Genomic DNA, 21334 nt, shown 5'->3' on the forward strand with positions numbered 1-21334 from the left:
CCCGCCCGCCAGCGCACCACCACCTACGGCGAGGTCCCCGCCGAACGCATCACCACCGGCCTCGCCTCCGACGGCCACCTCCCCGAACTCCTGCCCCTGGCCGAGACCGACTCCGTGACCCCGCACGCCGGTCATGCGGCCACCGCAACGGCCTCGCGGTGAGTTCCATCGCGCCACCCGCCTGGACTCTCGTGCTGCCGGTCAAACCCTTCACGCAGGCCAAGAGCCGCCTTGCCACTCGGCACGGCATCCGCCGCAGCGACCTTGCCCGTGCCTTCTTCGAGGACACTCTGGGGGCTGTACGCACGACCACCGGCGTCGGTTCCGTCCTGGTGGTGACAGCCGACCGGCAGGCGGCGGCGATCGCGCGATCCGCCGGTGCCCTGACCGTGCCCGACGAGCCGCAGGCGGGGCTCAACGCGGCCATCCGCACAGCGGTCCGCCACGCGCAGCACATGGGCGCGGACGGCCCCATCGCGGTCCTGACCTGCGACCTGCCCGCGCTGCGCGGGGCCGAACTGGCCGAGGTGCTGGACGCTGCCGCCGGACACGCGCGGGCGTTCCTCGCCGACCACACGCGCCGCGGCACCACCCTGCTCGCCGCGGCACACCCGCGGTGGCTGGAACCGTCCTTCGAAGGAGGCTCCCGCGACCGCCATCTCGCAGCGGGAGCGTTCGAGATCACCGATCCGCAGGTGCCAGGCGCCCGGCTGGACGTGGACACCCTCGACGACCTCCGGCGTGCCCGGCAGCTCGGCCTCGGCCGGCACACCCGCGCCGTCCTCGGACAGACCGGCACGGCCGTGCCGCGCTCCCCCGGCCTCACTTACACCCCCGTACGCGAAGGGACAGCTCCCCATGGCCTCCACTGACATCCCCCCGACGCCGGCCTCGCCCGGGCACCCGCGGCCCGAGGCCGCCGACATCTCCGGCCGGACCGTCGCAGTACTGGGCGGCACGGGTCCGCAGGGCCGCGGCCTCGCCTACCGGCTCGCCCTCGCCGGGCAGAAGGTGATCATCGGCTCGCGCGCCGCGGGACGCGCCGAGACCGCGGCCACCGAACTCGGTCTGGGCATCGTCGGCCTGGACAACGCGGAGGCCGCCCGGCGCGGTGACATGGTGATCGTCACCGTTCCCTGGGAGGGCCACGCCGTGACCCTGAAGGCCTTGCGCGAAGAACTCGCCGGCAAGCTGGTCATCGACTCGGTCAACCCGCTCGGTTTCGACGCCAAGGGGGCGTACGCCATCCGCCCCGAGGAGGGCAGCGCGGCCCAGCAGGCCGCGGCACTCCTGCCGGACTCCCGGGTGACGGCCGCCTTCCACCATCTGTCCGCGGTCCTGCTCACCGACCCGGACGTCGAGGTCGTCGACACCGACGTCATGGTCCTCGGCGACAGCCGCGCCGACACCGACACCGTCCAGGCCCTGACCGACCGCATCCCCGGCATGCGCGGCGTCTACGCCGGCGGGCTCCGCAACGCCCACCAGGTGGAGGCCCTGGTCGCCAACCTCATCTCGGTCAACCGCCGTTACAAGGCCCACGCCGGACTGCGCATCACCGACGTGTGAGCAGGCGGTTCACGCAGCGCGGCGGTGATCCTCGCTTCCCCTGTCCCCCACCCAGTTCGGTCGGCTCGTCCGACCGCCGACCCGAGAACGGGCACATGACGACCTTCAGCAAGACGCAGCACTACCCGGCAGCCGCATCCGCCGTGTGGGACCTCATCGGGGACTTCTACTCCGTGGACTGGATGCCCGGTGTCGCCGGCGCCGTCCCGGACACCGGCCTGCGGACCCGCACCGTCACCATGCACGACGGCGGACGCCTCGTCGAGCGGCTGCTCGACGAGGGGAAGAGGTTCCACCACTACTGCTTCGAGGACCCCGGCCCCGTCCCGGTGACGGGCTTCAGCGCCCGGATCGCGGTCGTCGAGGACGGGCCGGACCGGTCGACGGTCGAGTGGACGGCGTCCTTCGAGCCCGTTCCCGGTGTCCCCGCCGAACAGGCCGCCGGCGCGGTGGGCGGCTTCTACCGGGCGTGCCTGGACCGCATCGCAGCCCTGCTCGACGCCTGACCGTCCGCCGAGGGGTCCGTCCGCACGGCTCCCGACACCTCGGGCGCCGAGGCGGGCTCAGACTCCCTGGTCGGAACCGTGCCGCCGGTCGTAGGCGACGCGGGCCGCGTGCACATGCGCGGCCCGCTTCTCGGTCCAGACACACAGGGCCCTGGTCTCGTCGGCGATCTCACCGCCGAGGTCGGTCAGCCCGTACAGCACCAGGGGCGGCGACGCCTCGGGGGTGACGCTGCGCAGGACCAAGCCGTCGCGCTCCAGCGTCCGCAGGGTCTGGGACAGCATCCTGCGGCTGATCCCGCCAAGGGAACGCTGCAGCTCGGAATACCGCTGGACGCCCCGCTCACGCAGGCTCGCCAGCATCAGCAGAGCCCACTTGTCGGCCAGGTCGACGAAGACGTCGCGACTGGGGCAGGCCGCATCGAGGATGTCCATCGGCCGGTCCGGATCGATGGTCACTGACTGCTCCCGCTCCTTCATGGTCGCATTCTATACCAGGAAACCCAAGACCACCTTAAACTCTTATGGAGTCCTGATCTCCGTGTGAGACTTATTTCAAGGGTCGCGCGCCCGACCCGGTCGAGTCTCCGGGTACGCCCCGCGCGCACCCGCGCTCCACCGACCCCTATGCGATGAGGAAGTACCCGCCATGGGCCAGGAAACCGCACGTCCCACCGACGCCTCAGGAGGGGTCCGCCCCGGCGGAGGCGTGCCCGTGAACGGGCTCAAAGAGGCCCTCGGGCCCATCGGGATCTTCACTCACGAACTGCGCTCCGAGGACCCGTCGCAGCAGGACCTGATCCGCCTGGCGGCCGCCGAAGTCGAGGACCTGGGATTCGGCGCGATCTGGCTCGGCGGCAGCAGCAGCGTGCGACACGCCGCCCACCTGGCCGCATCGACGGACCGCGTCGTGCTGGCCACCGGAATCCTCAACATCTGGTTCGAGGACGCCGACAGCGTCGCGGCGCACCGCGCCGACCTCGAACGGAGCCACCCCGGCCGGTTCCTCCTCGGCCTGGGCGCGAGCCACGCCGCACTGGCCCGCGATTACCGGCGCCCCTACTCCACGATGGTGGAGTACCTCGACCACCTCGACGCCGCCGTCCCGACCGTGCCGGCCGACCGCCGCGTCCTGGCGGCGCTCGGCCCGAAGATGCTGGGGTTGTCCCGCGACCGGGCCGCCGGCGCCCACCCCTATCTCGTCACGCCCGAGTACCTCGAACAGGCCCGCGGCATCCTGGGACCCGAGCCGCTGCTGGCACCCGAAGTCACCGTCGTCCTGGACGACGACCCCACGACGGCACGCGCGACCGCGCGCGGCTTCCTCCGCTACTACCTCGAACTCCCCAACTACGCCGCCAACCTCAAGCGCCTGGGCTTCACCGACGACGACCTCGCCGACGCCGGAAGCGACCGCCTCGTCGACGCCCTCGTCGTCTGGGGCCCCGACGAGACCGTCCGCCACCGCCTGCACCGATTCCTCGCCGCGGGCGCCGACCACCTCGCCCTCCAGGTCGTCACCGGAAACGGCGACTCCGCACCGCCGCTCGCCCAGTGGCGCCGCCTCGCCGAACTCACCGCCGCGCTCACGCAGGGAGCGACAATGGGGTCATGAGCGATGAACCTTGGCGCCAGGGCGGCGAGCCGGCCTGCATGCTGCATCTGGTGTGTCCCAAGTGCGGCCGCGTCCGGGAGCGGCCGGGCAGCGCCGTCTGCGAGCACTGCGGGGTACGTCTGGAGGAAGAGGCAGGCGACGGCAGCGCCGTGCCGAGCGCGGCCGGACCCGCCGCGCGGGACCGTGACAGCGCCGGCCGGGCGCGCAACGCCCGGCCGAGGGACGGTCTGGGCAGGCCGCTTCCCTACGGCACCGAAGGGGTCACCCGGCAGCCCGAGGGTGTCCTGCGATCGCCCGAGGAAACCCTGCGGGAAGCGCAACGGCTGCTCGACGCCGGAATGCCGTTCCATGCCCACGAGGTGTTCGAGGACAGGTGGAAGGCCTCGCCGAACGACGAACGGGCGTTGTGGCGCGCACTCGCCCAGCTCGCGGTCGGCCTGACGCACGCCGCGCGCGGCAACGCCAAGGGCGCGACGGCTCTGCTGTCCAGAGCGGCCGACGGCCTCGCCCCGTACGCCGGCACCTCACCTCACGGCGTCGACGCCGCCGCGCTGGTGACGTGGGCGAGAGCGCGGGCCGCCGAGCAGGACGGCGCGCTGCCGCCACCGCCGTTGCACCCGTGATGAGAGGGACGGTGGGCACGGAAAGCGATCCGGATCCACTTCTCACTCGTCGCCCACGGGTCGATACTCTGCCCAACGCCGGATGAGGTCCACACCGTGAGGCCGTCCCAGAGGCCAGTGGAGGCCGAGATGCTCTTCAACGGGCTGCCGCAGGGATCCCTGCGCAGGCTGGAGCGCCCCGGGCCGTTGCGCGAGCAGGTCTATCAGACGCTGCTGCAGTTGATCAGCTCACGGTCGCTGCCCCCGGGCCGGCACTTGGTCGAGAGCGAGCTCGCGGCCCGTCTCGGGGTCTCCCGGCAGCCCGTGCACGAGGCGCTGCAACGCCTGAGCACCGAGGGGTGGGTGGACCTCCGGCCCGCGCAGGGTGCCTTCGTCCACGACCCGACCGGGGAGGAGACCGACCAACTCTTCGTCGTCCGCGCGTTGTTGGAGACCGAGGGAGCTCGCCTGGCAGCGGTCGGCCCCTCGGCCGAAGGACTGGAGCGGCTCGACGAGCTGTGCGCGACCGGCGAGGCCGCGGTCGCCGCCGACGACGTGGACGCGGTGGTGGCCGCGAACGCCACGTTCCACGCCTGCGTCATGGACTTGGCCGGGAACGCCGTGCTCGCGGATCTGGCGTCCCGCGTCGAGCACAGGGTCCGCCGCTACTACACGCCGATCGTCCGTCAGGCCTGGGTGGAGCACCGCGAACTGATCGCGGCGATCGCCGCGCGCGACGACACCCGTGCCCAGCAGGTGATGCGCGCCCACACCCAGGACGCGAGGACGCGCTTCCCTCCGAGGCCGGCCGGCTGACCGCAGGCTTCGCAGGCTGCGCGGGACTTCCGGTGACTGTCGCCCCCGCGGCGGGACATCATGCCGGGGGCTGGGCCGGATGGCGCAGCAGCCTCCCGGCCTTCTCTTCGAGCAGCGCCACCGCGAGCAGTTCACCGTCGGCGGGACCGTAGCGTTCGAGTGCCTCCTCGTGGAGGCCACGAACGGTGTCGGCTATCGCGTACGGCGTGCCGAAGTGCGCCGCCAGAGCCGTCACCGCGGCGAGTTGGTCACGGATGTGGTCCAGGCCGAAACTGGCGAGGTAGTCGCCGGCGAGGAGAGCGGGCAGATCCCGCCGGATGAACGCGGTCGAGGCCGGGCTCTCGGCCAGGACCTCGCTGAGCACGCCCACGTCGATTCCCGCGCGATCACCCAGCAGCAGCGCTTCGGCGGTGGCTGCCGCCTGGCCGAACCACAGCAGGTTCACCAGCAGTTTGGCGGTGTAGCCGGTGCCGAATCCCCCGACGTGGGTGATCCGGTCGGCAACCGCGGAAAGGAGCGGGCGATGACGGTCCAGGAGAACGGCGTCACCTCCGACGAACAGCCGCAGCCGTCCCGCGGCGGCATCCGCGGGCGAACCGCCGATGGGCGCCTCGAGAACGCCGAGTCCGCGCGCGGTCGCCCGGTCCCTGCAAGGAGCCGCCGCTGTCGGCGTGTTGCTGCTCAGGTCGATCCAGACGGCCCCTGGCGCCAGCGCCTTCAACACGCCGTCGTCGATCGCCTCCGCCACCTCGGCCGGCCCGGGCAGCACGGTGAGCAGGACATCCGCCCCCGCCGCCGCGGCCGGCGCTGAACCGGGCCACTGGGCCCCGCGGGACAGGACCGCCTCCCGGCGCTCCGGCCGGACGTCGAAGGCCCGCACCTCGTGTCCCGCGCGGACGAGATTGCCGCACATGGGTTCACCCATGCGCCCCACACCGAGAAGACAGACCGTCGACACGGGCGGATCGTATCCCGCCCGCGACGCCGCCTCGGCCGGGCCTGCGAAGGGAACCGTCACAGGTGGTACGGGTACAGGCTGACGCTGTCCCGTGCGACGCGGACCTCCACCCACGCGCCATCGGCGCCCCGGGGCGGTGGCGGGTCCGCGAGGTCGAACAGGATCGATACGGCACCCAGGTCCAGAAGAGCCGCTCCGTCCACGGTGAGGAGCAGTCGACCGCGGAGAACGATCCGCTCGTCCTCATTGCTCAGTCCCGGCGCGGTCACGGAAGCCGGCCACGTGTTGACCGCCCAGGCGATGCCCTCGTCGACGGTCCATTCCACATGATGCCGACGGCCCAGGTCCGCGGGGGCGCCCTTCCAGAGCGCCACCACGCTGCCGACCTGCGAACGCACCCGTACCCACACGGGCCCCGGCCGGGCCTGTTCCACTGCTTCCGCGCAGATCAACACCACGCCATGATCCAGGACCTCGCGGTCAGCCGGCCATGGCCGCACAAGCGCGGTGGCCTGAGCCCAACCAGGGTCGAGAGCGTTATCGTTTTTGACATGAAAAGAAGTAGCAGGTCCGGGAGCATCGCCGCGACGCTGCGCCAGGAGCTCGAGCGCTACTCCCCGGGCGAGCAACTGCCGTCCAGCCGGGCCCTCGTCGAGCGCTTCGCGGTGAGCCCGGTCACCGTCTCCCGCGCGCTGGGCGCGCTTGCCGCGGAAGGGCTGGTGATCACCCGGCCTGGGGCAGGTGCCTACCGGGCGCAGCACAGCGTCATCGACACCAGGGCGATCGACACCTCCTGGCAGCAGATCGCGCTCACCGCGGAGGACCAGCAGCACGGTGAGCCCGCCCCGCGGATCGTCGATGCCTCCAGTGTGTTCGCGAGCCTCGTGCCTCCCCCTCCAGGCGCGATCGCCTTCAACGGCGGTTACCTTCATTCCTCGCTGCAGCCGCAGCAGGCTCTGGGAGCGGCCTTCGCCCGCGCCGCCCGCCGTCCAGGCGCATGGGACCGGCCGCCCCTGGAGGGCCTGACCGCGCTGCGCTCCTGGTTCGCCCGCGAGGTGGGCGGACCAGGCGGCGGCGTCATCCCCTCGCAGGTGCTCATCACCGGAGGGGGTCAGGCCGCGCTGACCACCGCCCTGCAAGCACTCGCTCCCCCGGGCTCCCCCGTGCTCGTCGAGTCGCCCACCTACCCCGGCGTGCTGGCCGCCGCCCGGGCCGCCGGGCTTCGCCCCGTGCCGGTCCCCATGGACGGCGACGGCGTGCGCGTCGACCTCCTGGAAGACGCGCTCGCCGCCACGGGTGCCCGCGTCTTCTACTGCCAGCCGCTCTTCCACAACCCCACCGGCGCGGTCCTCGCTCCCGACCGGCGCCGCCGCATCACCGAACTCGCCCACACCGCGGGCGCCTTCGTCATCGAGGACGACTTCGCGCGCCATCTCGGCCACGGCGGCCGGCTCCCGCCGCCCCTCGTGGCCGATGACGCCTACGGCACCGTCGTGCACGTCACCTCGCTCACCAAACCGGCCTCACCGAACCTGCGCGTCGGGGCGCTCGTCGCCCGCGGCCCGGTCATGGAGCGCCTGCGCGCCATCCAGTTGGTCGACAGCTTCTTCGTACCGCGGCCGCTCCAGGAGGCCGCCCTCGAACTCGTCGGCACCCCTGCTTGGCCCCGTCACCTGCGCACCATCTCCTCGGCCCTTCAAGAGCGCCGCGAGGCCATGCTCGCCGCGCTGCACCATCACCTGCCGAGTGTCGCGGCCACCGTCCGGGCTCCCGCGGGTGGGTACCATCTGTGGCTCCGCCTGCCCGACGGCACCGACGAGGCCGCCCTCGCCGCGGCGCTTCTCCGCGCCGACGTGGCCGTGTCCCCCGGACGCCCTTACTTCGCCGCCGAGGCGCCGGCTCCGTACATCCGGCTCAGCTTCGCCGACATCGCGGGGACCGAGGAGATCGCCGAGGGCATCCACCGCATCGCTGCCGTATGCGCCGACTCCGGCATGGCGACCGGTATCTGACCCGACGGCCGGTTCCCGGCCTCGCACTCGCCGCGCATATCGCTACGCCAAAATTTGGGTAGCGCTACCGAAAACCAGACATTTGACAGTAGCGGTCTGGTGGTCAACACTTCTCGAAGCGCGCGTTACCCACGAGTAGGTTCATCCGCTCGGACGCCGACCCGCCATCGCCTGCCGGCACGGTCGGCCGATGAGCCGGGGAAGCCGCGCCGCTGCCTCCGGCCGTCCGGGCGCCGGTCCCGACGTGGCGAGCCCTGTCCCACCCGCTCGCCCCTCAGCTTCAGGCGAGGAGAACATCCGTTGACCCCGACCACCACTCCCACTCAGAGCTACTACCAGCGCACAGGCGGGAATCGCTACCAACCCACCGCCCACGCGGGGGGCGCCTGGAACGCGGAGGAGCACCATTTCGGCCCCCTGGCCGGACTCGTCGTCCACGCCCTGGATCGGCATCGAGCCGCCCGCTCCGCCAACGGCCTGGTCCTGGCCCGGATCAGCTACGACATCCTCGGCTTCCTCGCCCTCGACGAGTGCGAGATCACCGTGGAGAGCATCCGCCCCGGCCGCACGGTCGAACTGCTGGAGGCCGTCGTCGCCACAGCGGACCGTCCGGCCGTCCGTGCCCGTGCCTGGTTTCTCACGGCGCTCGACACCACCGCGGTCGCCGACACCCCCTTCGAGGGGCTCCCCCCGCCCGGCACCTTCACTCCCTGGGCGATGAGCGATCTGTGGGACTGCGGTTACGCCCGCTCCCTTCATGTCCGCCGACGGGCGTCGGGCCGGGCAGGCCGTGCCGCCGCGTGGGTCACCAGCGATGTCGGCCTCGTCGCCGACGAACCGAGCAGCGCGCTCGCCTCCTTCGTCGCCCGCGTGGACGTCGTCAACGGCATGGCGGTGCAGCAACCCCCCACGAAGTGGACCTATCCCAACGTGGACATGACCCTCCACTTCCACCGCCGCCCCGAAGGCAGGTGGACCGGCCTGGACACCACCGTCAGCTTCGGCCCCGCCGGGCACGGCCTCACCAGCGCCGTCCTCCACGACGCCAACGGACCGGTCGGCCACGCCCAGCAGATCCTCACCGTCCGCCCGCTGGAAGGCAGCCACCGGTGAGCCAGACGGTGCTTCAGTTGCTGCGCGACCGCATGCGCCAGGGAAGCGCCCCCGGGCAGCGCCGCGATGACGCACGCCTGGTCCTCCTGGTCGAAGGCGGGAGTTCCCGCGGCGCCTACTCGTACGGCATGGCCATCACCATCGAACGACTGGGGCTGCTGCCCCTGTTCGACGCCGTCTACGGCAGTTCCGCGGGGGCGCTCAACGCGGCGTGGCTGCTGTGCGGTCGCGCCGAACGCAACATGCACGCGTGGTGGACTCCGACGATCATGAGAACGACCATCGATCCGCGGCGCGCCCTGCGGCGCCGTCCCGTGGTGGACACCCACTTCCTGGTCCACACCGTGTACACCGAGATCATGCCCATGGGTTTCCAGGAAATCCTCGACAGCGCTGTGGAGTTCCACCCGATCGCCACGGACGCCCTCACGGGCCGGTCCACCGATCTGCACGAGCAGATCCATGACCAGGCCGGTCTGCAGGCCGCACTCCGTGCGTCGGCCGCCATGCCCCTCCTCGCGGGCGAACCCGTCGAAATCAACGGTCGGTCCTTCGTCGACGCCGGCGTGAGCGAGGCGGTGCCCGTACGGACGGCCCTGGCGCAACGGGCCACCCACATCGTGGCCCTCCGTACGCGGCGCACGGACGAGACCGCGTCCGCTCCGCCCGCCGTCCAACGCCTCGTGATGTCGCGCTGGTTCGCCCGGCGCGCACCAGGAGCCCTCACGCCGTGGCTGCAGCGCGAGGCCATCAGAGGGGAGGAGGAACGGCTCCTGGCCTCGCACCCCGCGACCCTGCAGATCCGCCCGCCCCTCGGCAGTACGGTGATCGGCCAGACCGAGCGCCGTCCGGATCCGCTGCGCATGGCGGTCGACATCGGCCGACAGGCGGCGCTGGAGGCACTGGCGGGCTGTTGCGACAAGCCCCTGGCCGTGGGTTGAGCCGGTTCATCTCGCGCGTGGCGGGTCAGTCGCCGGCTTCGAAGTCGAGTCGCCGGGCGTCGACAGGGAGCCAGGGGGACGGGGGGCCGTTGCGCCAGGTGTCGTGGCAGGCGAGGACCGCGCCAATGAAGGCCATGGGAGGCAGATAGCTGTGCGCCCGGACGTAGTGGCCGATGAGGAAAGGGGCGGCGAAGACCTCGATGGGCGAGGCCGGGACGCGGATTTCGCTGCTGCCACGGGGAGCAGCCGGCGTGTCCTCGTCCGCGGCGTCGCACAGGTCGCACGGGTGCGACCCCAGGGCGGCGTTCACGTACTGGCCGTGCAGGATGCGGTCGAGCTGTTCCACGAAGCCGGGAGGCGGTGGGCCGACGTCGAAGGGGTGGTCTGCCGCGAGCCAGCCCACGTTGATCCGCGAGTAGCGGGGGGTGAAGAGCACCACGCGGGTTCCCTCACCCTCCCAGAAGGCGTCTTCGGGCTCTTCGGCGTAGAGGCTCATGTCTGCGTGGAACGTCACCCGTCCACTTTGGCATGCCGGTGTCGGCGGCCCCTTCCGCACGGACGACGCACGACCAGGGTCAGACGATGACGTCAGCGGTGATGCCGGCGAACAGGTCGTCCTCGGGGAGGCGGGTGTCGACCAGTGAGCGGGCGAGCTCGTACCCCTCGGTCGGCCAGACCTCGCGCTGGGCGTCGAGCGGTACCCGGAACCACGGGCCGTCCGGGTCGATCTGGGTGGCGTGGGCGAGCAGCGCCCGGTCGCGCACCTCGAACCAGTCGGCGCAGGGCACCCGGGTGGTGAACTCGCGCTCCTCGAGTCCGTCCCTCTCCCATACGGCGATCCACTCGCCGTAGGGCGAGTCCTCACCGTGCTCCACGAGATAGGCGTGGAGGGCGCGGATCCGGGCCATCGACATGCCGTGGTTGTAGTACACCTTCAGCGGCTGCCAGGGCTCGCCGGACTCCGGGTAGGCCCCGGGATCACCGGCCGCCTCGAAGGCCGCCATCGTGATCCTGTGGGTCATGATGTGGTCGGGGTGCGGGTACCCGCCGTTCTCGTCGTACGTGGTGATCACCTGCGGGCGGAACTCCCGGATCAGCCGGACCAGCGGCTCGGCCGCCTTCTCCACCGGCTCCAGCGCGAAGCAGCCCTCGGGCAGCGGCGGCAGCGGGTCGCCCTCCGGCATGCCGGAGTCGACGAACCCCAGCCAGGCCTGCTCGACGCCCAGGATCTCGCGGGCGGCGTCCATCTCCTTGCGCCGCACCTCGTGGATGGTGGCCTCGATCTCCGGGTCGCTCTGGAGTCTCGGGTTGAGAATGGAACCGCGCTCGCCCCCGGTGCAGGTGGCCACAAGGACGTCCACGCCCTGGGCGACGTACTTCGCCATGCTGGCGGCGCCCTTGCTGGACTCGTCGTCAGGGTGCGCGTGGACGGCCATCAGCCGCAACCGCTCTGTCAACGCATCTTCCTTCCGCATCGCCCCGTTGCGGGGCGGGAGAGCTTGGCCGGGGACCCCAACCCCGGCTTCCTGCGGGGCATCTGAGCGTGCGTCTCCGTCGACGCAACTCCGGCGCCCACGTGCCGTTGTCGTACCCTACGACGGCGACTCATGAAATTTCAAATGCGAAGGCCATGCGGGCCAGGCACGATGAGAGCATGGATGGGTGACCCGTCTACTGACGCGAAGCGACTTGCAGGCCGTGCTGGAGCCGGTGTCGTGCATCGCCGCGCTGCGCAACGGTTTCCTTTCCTCGGCCGCTTCCCCCACAGCCGGTCGGCGGATCCGCACCGATCTGCCGTTCCCCGGAACGGCCACGGCCTTGATCCCCGGCCTGCTGCCGGGCATCGAGGCCTACACCGTGAAGGCCAACGCCAAGTTCCCGGGGGCCCGACCGGCTCTGCGCGGGGTGATCTGCCTGCACAGCGGTCATGACGGCGAGCTTCTCGCGCTGATGGACTCCGCCACCGTCACCGCATGGCGCACCGGACTGGCCGCGGCACTGGGGACCCACCTGCTCGCCGGCCCCCCGCCCGCGGAGGGCTCGGTGCTCGGAGTGATCGGCGCCGGCGCGCAGGCCGAGCTCATGGTGCGGGGCCTCACCACCCTGCGACGGCGCGGCGAGCTCGTGGTGCACGACTCGGATCCGGAGCGTGCCAGGGCCTTCGCCTCCCAGCACAACGGCCGCGTCCTCCCGTCCGCCCAGGAGGTCGCCGAAGCCGCGGACATCGTGCTGCTCGCCACCTGGTCGCGCTCACCGTTGCTCCGGCTGGCGGACACGAGGCCGGGGCAGCACATCACGAGCCTGGGGGCCGACGAACCCGGCAAGCAGGAACTCGCGGCCGACGTGCTGGAATCCGCACTCCTGGTCGTGGACGACCGGGAACTCGCCGCGGACATGGGCGCCCTGGCGGCCGCCGGCCTTCCCGCCTCGGCTGCCGAGGCCACACTCGGCGAAGTCCTGCGCGGTGAGCATCCGGGACGCACCAGCGCGACGACCCGCTCCGTGTACGCGCCCGTCGGGCTTCCCTGGCAAGACCTCGCGCTGGCGTGGATCGCCTACCAGCAGGCGGAGCGGCGTGACATCGGGCAGAAGACCGACCTGCTCTCCTGACCCCGCGGGCCGTGCCCTCCGGCCCCATGCCCCCATGCCGACACTTGTACGTCGAGGACCACATCACCGACCCCGGCCGGCAGGGCGGCGAGGGCGTCGCGGACGAGGTGGCGGTGCCGGTGGCGCTCTTGGTGACGAGCCGCGCGATCTCGCCGGGGGCCGTCTGTCCTCGACGGGGGCGGGCCTACCGCTCCCCGCGGTCGATCCTGGCGCTGATCTTCTCGGCGGCGACGCGCAGGACGTCGAGCTCGGCGGGGTCGAGGACGTCGAAGACGAGGTCGCGCACCCGAGCCACGTGTCCTGGGGCGGCCTCGGTGAGGTGGGCATGGCCGGCGTCCGTCAGGATCGCCTGCGTGTAGCGGCCGTTGGTGGGGTCGGGTTCGCGGCGGACGAGACCCCGGCGCTCCAGCCTGCTCATCATGTGCGAGAGACGGGACTGCTCGGAGTTGGCGCGAACAGCCAGGTCGCTCATCCGCATCCGGTGTCCCGGCTGCTCGGACAGGCCGGCGAGCACGTAGTACTCGATGTAGCTGAGGTGCGCGTCCCGCTGCAACTGCGCGTCCAGCGCGGTGGGCAGCCTGTCCAGCATCAGGCCGAAGTGCTGCCACGTCTCAAGCTCTGCCGGGGTCAGCCAGCGGGGCTGGTCGTTCGAGTGCGGAGGCTGTTCAGGCATGCCCGGAGTCTATCCGGCATGAACGTTCACGAGTCCTGATCGACGCTTGAACTTTCATGCATGGGCGTCCTAGGGTGTGACATGAAAATTCAAGTCAAGGGTCGGCCCCGCATCGGCGGCCCGTCAAGGAGAAGACCACATGAGTGACCTGAAGATCGCCGTCATCCTCGGCAGCACCCGGCCCGGCCGCAACGGCAAGGCTGTCGCGGACTGGGTCCTGGACCGGTCCGGTGCCCGCACCGGCGCCGAGTACGAGCTGGTCGACCTCGCCGACTACCCGCTCCCCCACCTCGACGAGGCCATCCCGCCGGCCATGGGCCAGTACCAGGGTGAGCACACCAAGGCATGGGCGGCCAAGATCGCCGAGTTCGACGGGTACATCTTCGTGACCCCCGAGTACAACCACTCCACCTCCGGCGTGCTCAAGAACGCGATCGACTACCTGTACGGCGAGTGGAACAACAAGGCCGCTGCCTTCGTCTCCTACGGTTCCCTCGGCGGCGCCCGGGCCATCGAGCACCTGCGGACCGTGGCCAGCGAACTGCAGCTGGCCCACGTGCGTCAGCAGCTGTCCTTCTCGCTGTTCACCGACTTCGAGAACTTCTCCGTCTTCAAGCCGAGCGAGCAGCACGACGCCGCCACGACCACCCTGTTCGACCAGCTGGAGTCCTGGGCCGGCGCACTGAAGACGGTCCGGGGCTGACGCGTCGCCCGCCCGAGGGCGGGTGACGGGCGGACCGGTTGGGTGAGGTGCGTCCCGGAACCTGACCACGGTCAGGTTCCGGGACGCGGCCGGGGTGCGGCCTCACTCGGAGCAGACAGCGCCGGGTGTCAGCTGAGCCTGCACCAGGGGCCCGTATCGCGCGACGAGATCCGCGGTGTCGGACTCCCGCATGACCGGGCCCCGCGCGATGCCGTACATGACGCCGAACCCGAGCAGCGCGCCGAGGGCGAGCTCCGCGCGCAGCCCGGCATCGGGGCCGGGCAGGCGGCGGGCGAGGCGTTCGGTCACCTGCGCATGGAAGTTGGCGCGCAGGACGTCCCCGGAGTCGCTCTGCAGGGACGCGAAGACGATCCGCAGGACGGGGTCCGTGCCGTGGTGGCGCTGGGTCTCCAGCACATGGCGGACCATGTGGTGGCCCAGCCGGTCCAGCGGCGCGTCCAGGAGTGCTTCCGCGTCGCTCTCGAAGGACAGCACCCGGGCGAACAGTGCCTCCTTGCTGCCGAAGTACTTCAGGACCAACGGGGGGCTGACGCCCGCCCGTTCGGCCACCGCCTTCAAGGTGATGTCGGCGTGCGCCTGCCGGGCCATGAAGTGGCGCACGGCCCGCAGGATCGCGGCCTTGGTCGCCTCCGCGTCCCGGCGCCCGCCAGGGCCCGCGCCGTGGGAAGCGGCACCGCCGGGAGCGCCGGCGGTCATGCGTCCTCCCTCGCCTGGGTCAGGGCCGGCTCCACCTGCCCGGCCGGCCGGCCGGCACGGCGCTGCGCCCGGTCGCCCGGGATGGACAGCGCGGCCGCGACCGCGGCGACCGCGACGACGCCGGCCAGTGTGAAGGCGAGTTGGTAGCCGGGGAGCGTCGGCACGGGAAGTCCCGCGACCGGGCTGGTGTGGTGGACGAGTACGGCGGCCACCGCCGCGCTCGACGCCGCCTGGCCGATGGTGCGCATCAGCACGTTGACGCCGTTGGCGGAGGCGCTCTGCTCGGCCGGCACGGCACGCAGGATCAGGGTGGGCAGTGCCGAGTAGGCCAGCGTGGTGCCGCTGGAGATCACCGTCGCCCCGACCAGGATCACCCACAGGTCGCGGCTGTCCACGACGCGTATCACGTAGCCGAAGGCGATGACGGCCGCGCCGAGGGCCAGCGTGATCCGCGGACCGCGGGCGGCGGAGATCCGGGCCGAGACCGGTGACAGCAGCAGCATGGTCAGGCCCGCGGGCAGCAGGCACAGGCCGGTCTCGAAGACGGTCAGGCCGAGGCCGTACCCGGTCGCCTTGGGCGCCTGCACCAGTTGAGCGGTGACAAGGGAGTTGGCGTAGAAGGCGAAGCCCGTAAGCATCGCCGCCACGTGGGAGAGCCCGACCCGGGGGCGGGACGCCAGGCGCAGGTCGACCAGCGGATGCGCGGTGCGCAGCTGCTGCAGCCACCACAGGGCGAGGACGATCAGCGCGGCGACGAAGAGTCCGACGATGCGGCCGCTGGCCCATCCCCACTGCCCGCCCTGGGAGACGCCGAGCAGCAGGCAGATGAGCCCCGCCGCCAGCCCCACCGCCCCCACGACGTCGAACCGGCCGCTCCCGCGATCCGGCGAGTCGGCGATCGCCCACCAGACGCCTGCCACACCCAGCGCGCCGAGGGCGCTGGTCAGCCAGAACATGGTGTGCCAGTCGGCGTACTGCACGACCAGCGCGGCGAGCGGCAGCCCGAGGGCGGCGCCGATGCCGACCGTGGAGCTCATCATCGCGACCGCCGAACCCCGCCGCTCGGGCGGCAGTTCGTCACGCAGCACGCTGATCGACAGCGGCACCACGGCGGCCGCGGCACCCTGGAGTGCCCGGGCCACGATCAGGATCCCGATCTGCGACGACAGGGCGCACATCACCGAGCCGAGCGTCATCAGGGCCAGGGCCCCGGTCAGGACCCGGCGCTTGCCGTACAGGTCACCGGCACGGCCGAGCACCGGGGTGAGCACGGCGCCGGACAGGAGGGTGGCCGTCACCATCCAGGAGACGGCACCCGCCGAGGACCCGGTGAGCCGGGGCAGGTCCGGCAGCAGGGGGACGACCACGGTCTGCATGACGGCCATGAGGATGCCGCCGAAGGCCAGCACCGGCACGGTCATACGTTTGCGCAGACCGTCCGGGACGCGCCCGGTACTGGTCGTGTCGGGTATCGGGGCGGGCTGGGCCATCACGTCTCCAGACGAGCCGAACGGTCGGTGAATCAGAATTCACCGTAGCGGGTGAATTCTGATTCACCAACACGGCTGAGCCTGGTCAACCGGCCGGGAAATACCACCGTTCGGTGCGCGACATACGCACCGCAGGGGACCGCGGCTCCTGCGCGGGGAAGAGGGGGATGGGGAGACGAGGCGGCGGCGTCCTCACGTGACCGGCGCGGGCACCGTGGCTGCCGCCCGCGTCGTCGAATCCGGCGACCCGGTGTCCTCGGCGAAGGCACGGGCGGCCGCGAACTCGGCGCGCGCCGACTCCTCGATCGCGCCCACGAGGGCGTGGGCATCCGCCCCGATCGGCACTCGCACCGGTGCCGCGTCCGCCGCCACCAGGCGCAGGACTTGGGCGGCGAACAGCTCGGGGCGGTTGAGGGCGGGATTGTCCTCCATGCCCCGCAGACCCGCGCGCACCTCCCCCGTGCTCTGCGCGTAAGCGGACAGACGGGTGCCGGTCTCGGCGAGGGCGGCTCCGTACCCGGTCGCGAACTGGCCGGGCTGCACCACGGTCACCCGGATCCCGAACGGCGCGACCTCCGCCGCGAGTGCCTGGCTCATCCCCTCCAGCGCGTACTTCCCCGCCACGTACGCGGACAGGCCCGGGAACCCCATGCGTCCGGCCAGGGAGGACACGTTGACGATGTGGCCGGAACCCTGGCGCCGCATCAGTGGAAGCGCCAACCGGACCAGGCGCCACGGTGCCACCGCCAGGACCTCCAACTGCGCGCGCAGTTCGTCGTCGGTCACTTCTTCCACGGCGCCGAACAGGCCGGCCCCGGCGTTGTTCACCAGAACGTCGAGTCCGCCGAAGCGTGCGACGGCGTGCGCCACCGCCGCTTCGCACTGCCCGGGATCGCACACGTCCAGGGCCGCCGTCGTCACCCGGTCCGGGAACCGGGCCGCCAGGTCCCGCACGGCCGACGGATCACGGGCCGTCACCACCACCAGGTCACCTGCCTCGGCGACAGCGGCCGCCAGCGCCCGCCCCAGTCCCGAGGAACACCCCGTCACCAGCCATCGCCGCGTCATGCGTCCCCCGTCGTCCACGGTCGCCGTCACGGCCGCGAGCCCGGCCGCCCGCGTCGATGGTGGCAGGCGGGCGCTCCGCCCACAGGAGCGCACAGAGGCAGGAGCAGGGGCGCGCCGGGGCGCGCGGCGCGCGCCGGCCGAGCCCCCGGACCCGGAGGTTCACGGCCGCCAGGTGTCGGACGGTGGTTCGGGGCGGGCCCGGATGAGCTCCGGCTCGAGGCCTTGCGCGGGCGTGGTGAGGGGGCGTCCGATGTCGGCGCGCCAGGCCTGGAAGGTGAGTGTGGTAGCGGTGACGACGACCAGGCCCAGCAGCCAGCCGCCCATCACGTCGCTGACCCAGTGCACGCCCAGGGCCACCCGCGTCCAGCCGACGCCCAGCACCGTGGTCCCGGCCAGGGCCCACGGCAGCGGGCGCCAGGCCCTGGGCACCAGGGGGAGCAGGGCCAGCAGCAGCACGGCGCAGGAGGTGGTGGCCGTCATTGCGTGGCCCGAGGGGAAGGAGAAGCCGGGAGCGTGGGCGACCGGGTCCGGCAGGTGGGGGCGGGCGCGTTCCACGGTGTTCTTGGCGAGCAGCCCGGTCAGTCCGCCGGCGACAGCGGTGACGGCGGCCCAGGCGGCGAGTCGCCAGGCCCGGCGGGTCAGCAGCCACACCACCAGGACGGCGACCAGCGTGCGCAGGGTGACCGGGTTCCAGACGACGTCGGTGAGGAACCGCAGGATACGTACCAGGCCGGGATGGTCCAGGGCGGTGCGGTGCAGGTGACCGGCGGTGCCCTGGTCCAGGCGGCGCAGCGGCGGCCACCGTGATTCCACGAGCAGAACGGCGAGAGCGAAGGGCACGGCCGCGACGGCGGTGGCGGTCGTGACGGCCACCAGGCGGGCGCCGAGCCGGGCGTCGGGGCCGAAGTGGCGGGTGAAGTTCCAGGTGAAATGGCGGGGGAAGTGGCGGGGGAAGTGCGGTGTCATGGGCGCGGAGTCCTTCGCTGTCTCGGGCGGTTCGTCACACACCGGGGTCGTCGCCGGCCGGTGGCGCGACGCCGGCTCGCATCGCCTCCAGTTGCGCGGCGAACGCCAGCCCGAGGAAGAGCGCGACCGATGTGAGGTAGGACCACAGCAACAGGGCGACGAAGGCGCTGAGGGGCCCGTACATGCTGGTGAAGGATCCGCTCGCCCCGACGTACAGGCTCAGGGCCCAGGTCGACGCGCTCCACAGCAGCAGGTAGACCGTCGCCCCGAACGCGAGCCAGGTGTAGCCGGGTTGGGCACGGCGCGGTGAGCGTCGGAAGATCGCGCTGGTGGCGAGCATCGCGAGAAGGATGCCCAGGGGCAGGCGCAGGACGTCCCAGGCGTGGGTGGTGGCCGTGCCCAGGTGGTAGACCTCCGCGAGGGCACGGGTCAGGTCGGCGCCCAGCACGGTGAGGACGAAGCTGAGGCCCAGCGGCGCGCCGGCCAGCAGGGCCATCACCAGCCCGCGGCTGTACTTGCGCAGGAAGGGACGGTCGCGTTCCACGCCGTAGATGCGGTTGGCCCCGCGTTCGACCTGGCACAGGCCGGTGGTGACGTTGACGACGGAGAACAGCAGCCCGAGCCACAGGGCCGCCTGGCCGCCGCTGTCGGTGTGCTCGTGGCTCTGCCGCAGGGCGTCGTCGATCACGTCCTGGCTGGGTCCGCCGGCGATCCGGCGGATGGTCAGTTCGGCGACGCGGCCGATGTCGTCGGTGTGCAGGACACCGGACAGACCGATCACGGCGATGGCCAGGGGGACGATCGACAGGACCGTCTGCAGGGCCAGCGCCCGCGAGTGGCTGAAGCCGTCGGCGTAGCGGAACCGCACGAAGGAGTCGCGCAGCAGGGCCCAGCCGCCGTAACGGCGCAGCGCGGCCCATGCCTCGTCGCCGGACAGTTCGTCGCCCCGGACATCGGCTCGTTGCGGGACGCGGGTGGCTGTGCCCATCGTTCTCCTTGGTGCCGGTGGCGGTGGGAGGGGTTCAACTGCCGGAGGTGAGGGCCCGGTCGGCCGGGGTGCGGGCGTCGGCAGGCGTGGGAGCCGGGCCGGAGGCGGGGAGGTGGATGCGCAGGGCCGCCGGTTGCACCTGGACGGTCAGCCGGGTGCCGTCGGCGACGACGTCCCCGTCGAGTTCGCGTGCCTGGGGTGTGGCGAAGGCGATGTCGATCCGCCGGGCCCGGTGGTACTCCAGCGCCCCGTGGGCCACCAGCGGGCCGGTCGTGGTGCCGGTACCGCGGGCCTCCGCACGGCGGCGGGGCAGCATGCGCGCTCCGAGATATCCCGCGGCAGCCGCCCATCCCGCGGGGCCACGGGGGTTGAGCAGCACCAGGTCCAGGAATCCGCTGTCGGGTTGGGCCCGGGGCAGCAGCGGCAGCCCGCCCTGGAGGGCGCCGACATTGCCGATCAGGACCATCCGCGCGCGGCGCCGCAGCACCGGGCCACCGTCCAGTTGGATCGTCAGACGCATGCGCGGGTCGGTGAGATGACCGATTCCCGACAGGACGTAGGCGCTCCAGCCCAGGTGCGCCTTGAGGCGGTCGGACGCGTCGCGCACCATGGCGGCGTCGAGGCCCGCGCCCGCCATGACGGTGAAGCAGGTGGCGGGCAGCCCGTCGCCGTGCACCCGGCCCACGTCGATGCCGGCGGGCTCCCCGGCCAGCGCCTGCTCCAGCGCGGCGGCCGCGTCGGTGGGCAGGTGGAGGTTGCGGGCGAGCAGATTGCCGGTGCCGCAGGGCACGACGGCCATCGCGGTGCCGGTGCCGACCAGGGGGCCCGCGCAGGCGCGTACGGTGCCGTCGCCGCCGCAGACCACGACCAGCGCGGTCCCGGGCACCGCGGCCAGCGCCGCCAGTTCACCGCTGGGGCGCTCCACGGTGGTGGACGTCCACTGCTGTTCGGTGTAGCCGTGGCGGTTCAGGACGGCGCGGACCCTCGCGGCCAGTTCGTCGGGGCAGGCGTGCGGATGCCGTACGACGACGGCCCGGCGGCCGCCGGGCCCCGTGGCGGCGGCCGCGGCGGCCGCGTCGGCGGGGAGGCGGGGGCCGGGTGGCCCGAAGGTGAACCGGCCGGCAGACGGCACGGCCCGGGTCATGACGAACAGGGTGCAGGCACCGTTGAGGAGACCGCCGAGGACGTCAGTGGGGTGGTGCATCCCCGCGTACAGCCGGGAGACCGCCACAGCGGCCGGAACGAGCAGCGGCGCCACCACCGCCGGCAGCCGCCACGGGCCGCGCAGAAGAGCCGCCGCGAGCAGCGCGAGTCCCCCGTAGAGGGCGAGCGCGGCGCCCACGTGCCCGGAGGGAAAACTCGAGGTCGGCGGCGCCTGTTCCAGGTGCGCGACGTCCGGGCGGGACCGGTTCACGCACAGGGTGACCAGGACGAAGACCGCCGACTGCGCGGCCACCGCTCCCGCGAGGAACAGCGCGTCGCCCCACCGCGGGCGTCGCGGGAGCACGAGCAGCGCCACCACGCAGACGAGGGTCACGGCGATGACGCCCTGGGTTCCGGCGATCGTCGACAGCGCCTGTGAGGCGGTGTTGCCGACTTCGGTGCGGTGTGCGGCCAGGGCCCGGTTCACCCCGTTCTCCGCCGACAACGGCCGGCGAGCTGCCCACGGGGCGGTGACCAGCGCACCCAGTCCCACGAGCAGCGCCCACTGCAGGGGCAGCAGCAGGAACCACCGCGGCCGGATCACGGCCGCACCGCTATCAGTCCTCATGGATGGCGTCTTACCCGCCCTCGTCAGGTAATGGCGGTCCCCCTGGCGCGGGTGCAGGCATGGCCGTCGCCGTGTCGGGCGACGAGGAGGCCACGGCTCCTGCCCGAAGTCGCGGATCGTCAGGGCGCCCTGAACCCCAGGAACACCCACGGACGCTCCAGGGCCTTGGGCGCATGGTGCCGCGCACGACCGCGAGCAAGCACGGGCCCCCGGTCGCCG

Annotated in this window: 23 protein-coding genes; 11 read left to right on the forward strand and 12 right to left on the reverse strand. The window is 72.3% G+C overall.

Annotated elements, in window-relative coordinates; genetic code table 11:
- Nucleotides 1–158 precede the first annotated feature (158 nt).
- From cofC to ACFYXS_RS31665, 3 genes are all read left to right on the forward strand, one after another.
- On the forward strand, nt 159–872 hold the full coding sequence (gene cofC / locus ACFYXS_RS31655; protein ID WP_389254392.1) for a 2-phospho-L-lactate guanylyltransferase: 714 nt from the start codon (nt 159–161) through the stop codon (nt 870–872).
- Nucleotides 859–1569: an NADPH-dependent F420 reductase gene (gene npdG / locus ACFYXS_RS31660; protein WP_389254394.1), complete on the forward strand. Its 711-nt coding sequence runs from the start codon at nt 859–861 to the stop codon at nt 1567–1569. Before cofC ends, npdG begins: the two co-directional genes overlap by 14 nt.
- Nucleotides 1570–1664: 95 nt before the next feature.
- Nucleotides 1665–2075, forward strand: coding sequence for an SRPBCC family protein (locus ACFYXS_RS31665; protein WP_389254396.1), 411 nt, complete (start codon nt 1665–1667; stop codon nt 2073–2075).
- 57 nt (nt 2076–2132) lie between these two features.
- Here ACFYXS_RS31665 and ACFYXS_RS31670 read toward each other — a convergent pair whose 3' ends face one another.
- The gene (locus ACFYXS_RS31670; RefSeq protein WP_389254398.1) at nt 2133–2552 is read right to left on the reverse strand and encodes a winged helix-turn-helix transcriptional regulator; all 420 of its coding nucleotides are present in this window, start codon (nt 2550–2552) and stop codon (nt 2133–2135) included.
- Between the two features lie 235 nt (nt 2553–2787).
- Between ACFYXS_RS31670 and ACFYXS_RS31675 the strand changes: the two genes are divergently transcribed.
- The 3 genes from ACFYXS_RS31675 to ACFYXS_RS31685 all read left to right on the forward strand — a co-directional run bounded on the left by ACFYXS_RS31675 (nt 2788) and on the right by ACFYXS_RS31685 (nt 5105).
- The gene (locus ACFYXS_RS31675) at nt 2788–3687 is read left to right on the forward strand and encodes an LLM class F420-dependent oxidoreductase (RefSeq protein WP_389254400.1); all 900 of its coding nucleotides are present in this window, start codon (nt 2788–2790) and stop codon (nt 3685–3687) included.
- Nucleotides 3684–4310: a DUF309 domain-containing protein gene (locus ACFYXS_RS31680; protein WP_389254402.1), complete on the forward strand. Its 627-nt coding sequence runs from the start codon at nt 3684–3686 to the stop codon at nt 4308–4310. The genes ACFYXS_RS31675 and ACFYXS_RS31680 overlap by 4 nt, the downstream gene beginning before the upstream one ends.
- A gap of 129 nt (nt 4311–4439) precedes the next feature.
- Entirely contained in the window at nt 4440–5105 is a 666-nt protein-coding gene (locus tag ACFYXS_RS31685; protein WP_389254741.1) for a GntR family transcriptional regulator, read from the forward strand.
- A gap of 58 nt (nt 5106–5163) precedes the next feature.
- Here the strand turns inward: ACFYXS_RS31685 and ACFYXS_RS31690 are convergent, their stop codons facing one another.
- A complete protein-coding gene (locus ACFYXS_RS31690; RefSeq protein ID WP_389254404.1) occupies nt 5164–6177 on the reverse strand; it encodes an NAD(P)-dependent oxidoreductase in 1014 nt (337 codons plus the stop codon).
- Nucleotides 6120–6521, reverse strand: coding sequence for a hypothetical protein (locus ACFYXS_RS31695; RefSeq protein ID WP_389254406.1), 402 nt, complete (start codon nt 6519–6521; stop codon nt 6120–6122). The genes ACFYXS_RS31690 and ACFYXS_RS31695 overlap by 58 nt, the downstream gene beginning before the upstream one ends.
- A 93-nt stretch (nt 6522–6614) precedes the next feature.
- Here ACFYXS_RS31695 and ACFYXS_RS31700 point away from each other — a divergent pair, with 93 nt between their 5' ends.
- The 3 genes from ACFYXS_RS31700 to ACFYXS_RS31710 all read left to right on the forward strand — a co-directional run bounded on the left by ACFYXS_RS31700 (nt 6615) and on the right by ACFYXS_RS31710 (nt 10129).
- The gene (locus tag ACFYXS_RS31700; protein ID WP_389254408.1) at nt 6615–8075 is read left to right on the forward strand and encodes a PLP-dependent aminotransferase family protein; all 1461 of its coding nucleotides are present in this window, start codon (nt 6615–6617) and stop codon (nt 8073–8075) included.
- Nucleotides 8076–8375: 300 nt separating this feature from the next.
- Nucleotides 8376–9188 carry a thioesterase family protein gene (locus ACFYXS_RS31705; protein ID WP_389254410.1) on the forward strand — a complete coding sequence of 271 codons (813 nt, stop codon included), beginning with the start codon at nt 8376–8378 and terminating at the stop codon, nt 9186–9188.
- Nucleotides 9185–10129: a patatin family protein gene (locus ACFYXS_RS31710; RefSeq protein WP_389254412.1), complete on the forward strand. Its 945-nt coding sequence runs from the start codon at nt 9185–9187 to the stop codon at nt 10127–10129. The genes ACFYXS_RS31705 and ACFYXS_RS31710 overlap by 4 nt, the downstream gene beginning before the upstream one ends.
- 25 nt (nt 10130–10154) lie before the next feature.
- On the opposite strand, the gene ACFYXS_RS31715 is transcribed toward ACFYXS_RS31710, so the two are convergent.
- Together ACFYXS_RS31715 and mca are read right to left on the reverse strand one after the other, a co-directional pair.
- Entirely contained in the window at nt 10155–10643 is a 489-nt protein-coding gene (locus tag ACFYXS_RS31715) for a hypothetical protein (protein WP_389254415.1), read from the reverse strand.
- Nucleotides 10644–10704: 61 nt separating this feature from the next.
- Nucleotides 10705–11586 (reverse strand): mycothiol conjugate amidase Mca, encoded by an 882-nt coding sequence (gene mca / locus ACFYXS_RS31720; protein ID WP_389254416.1) that lies wholly within the window; start codon nt 11584–11586, stop codon nt 10705–10707.
- Nucleotides 11587–11791: 205 nt separating this feature from the next.
- Here mca and ACFYXS_RS31725 point away from each other — a divergent pair, with 205 nt between their 5' ends.
- Complete coding sequence (locus tag ACFYXS_RS31725) at nt 11792–12739, forward strand: ornithine cyclodeaminase family protein (protein ID WP_389254418.1); 948 nt, start codon at nt 11792–11794, stop codon at nt 12737–12739.
- 184 nt (nt 12740–12923) lie between these two features.
- Here ACFYXS_RS31725 and ACFYXS_RS31730 read toward each other — a convergent pair whose 3' ends face one another.
- A complete protein-coding gene (locus tag ACFYXS_RS31730) occupies nt 12924–13412 on the reverse strand; it encodes a MarR family winged helix-turn-helix transcriptional regulator (RefSeq protein ID WP_389254420.1) in 489 nt (162 codons plus the stop codon).
- Between the two features lie 139 nt (nt 13413–13551).
- Here ACFYXS_RS31730 and ACFYXS_RS31735 point away from each other — a divergent pair, with 139 nt between their 5' ends.
- On the forward strand, nt 13552–14115 hold the full coding sequence (locus ACFYXS_RS31735; protein ID WP_389254422.1) for an NADPH-dependent FMN reductase: 564 nt from the start codon (nt 13552–13554) through the stop codon (nt 14113–14115).
- Nucleotides 14116–14217: 102 nt separating this feature from the next.
- Here ACFYXS_RS31735 and ACFYXS_RS31740 read toward each other — a convergent pair whose 3' ends face one another.
- The 6 genes from ACFYXS_RS31740 to ACFYXS_RS31765 all read right to left on the reverse strand — a co-directional run bounded on the left by ACFYXS_RS31740 (nt 14218) and on the right by ACFYXS_RS31765 (nt 21115).
- Nucleotides 14218–14832 carry a TetR family transcriptional regulator gene (locus ACFYXS_RS31740; protein ID WP_389254424.1) on the reverse strand — a complete coding sequence of 205 codons (615 nt, stop codon included), beginning with the start codon at nt 14830–14832 and terminating at the stop codon, nt 14218–14220.
- Nucleotides 14829–16322: an MFS transporter gene (locus ACFYXS_RS31745; protein ID WP_389254426.1), complete on the reverse strand. Its 1494-nt coding sequence runs from the start codon at nt 16320–16322 to the stop codon at nt 14829–14831. Before ACFYXS_RS31745 ends, ACFYXS_RS31740 begins: the two co-directional genes overlap by 4 nt.
- A 192-nt stretch (nt 16323–16514) precedes the next feature.
- Complete coding sequence (locus ACFYXS_RS31750) at nt 16515–17420, reverse strand: SDR family oxidoreductase (RefSeq protein ID WP_389254429.1); 906 nt, start codon at nt 17418–17420, stop codon at nt 16515–16517.
- 129 nt (nt 17421–17549) lie between these two features.
- Complete coding sequence (locus ACFYXS_RS31755; protein WP_389254431.1) at nt 17550–18356, reverse strand: phosphatase PAP2 family protein; 807 nt, start codon at nt 18354–18356, stop codon at nt 17550–17552.
- 34 nt (nt 18357–18390) lie between these two features.
- Nucleotides 18391–19344 (reverse strand): YihY/virulence factor BrkB family protein, encoded by a 954-nt coding sequence (locus ACFYXS_RS31760; RefSeq protein WP_389254433.1) that lies wholly within the window; start codon nt 19342–19344, stop codon nt 18391–18393.
- A gap of 34 nt (nt 19345–19378) precedes the next feature.
- Nucleotides 19379–21115: a diacylglycerol kinase family protein gene (locus ACFYXS_RS31765; RefSeq protein ID WP_389254435.1), complete on the reverse strand. Its 1737-nt coding sequence runs from the start codon at nt 21113–21115 to the stop codon at nt 19379–19381.
- Nucleotides 21116–21334: the final 219 nt, after the last annotated feature.

Source organism: Streptomyces sp. NPDC002574 (genome assembly GCF_042889545.1).
Taxonomy (GTDB): Bacteria; Actinomycetota; Actinomycetes; order Streptomycetales; family Streptomycetaceae; genus Actinacidiphila.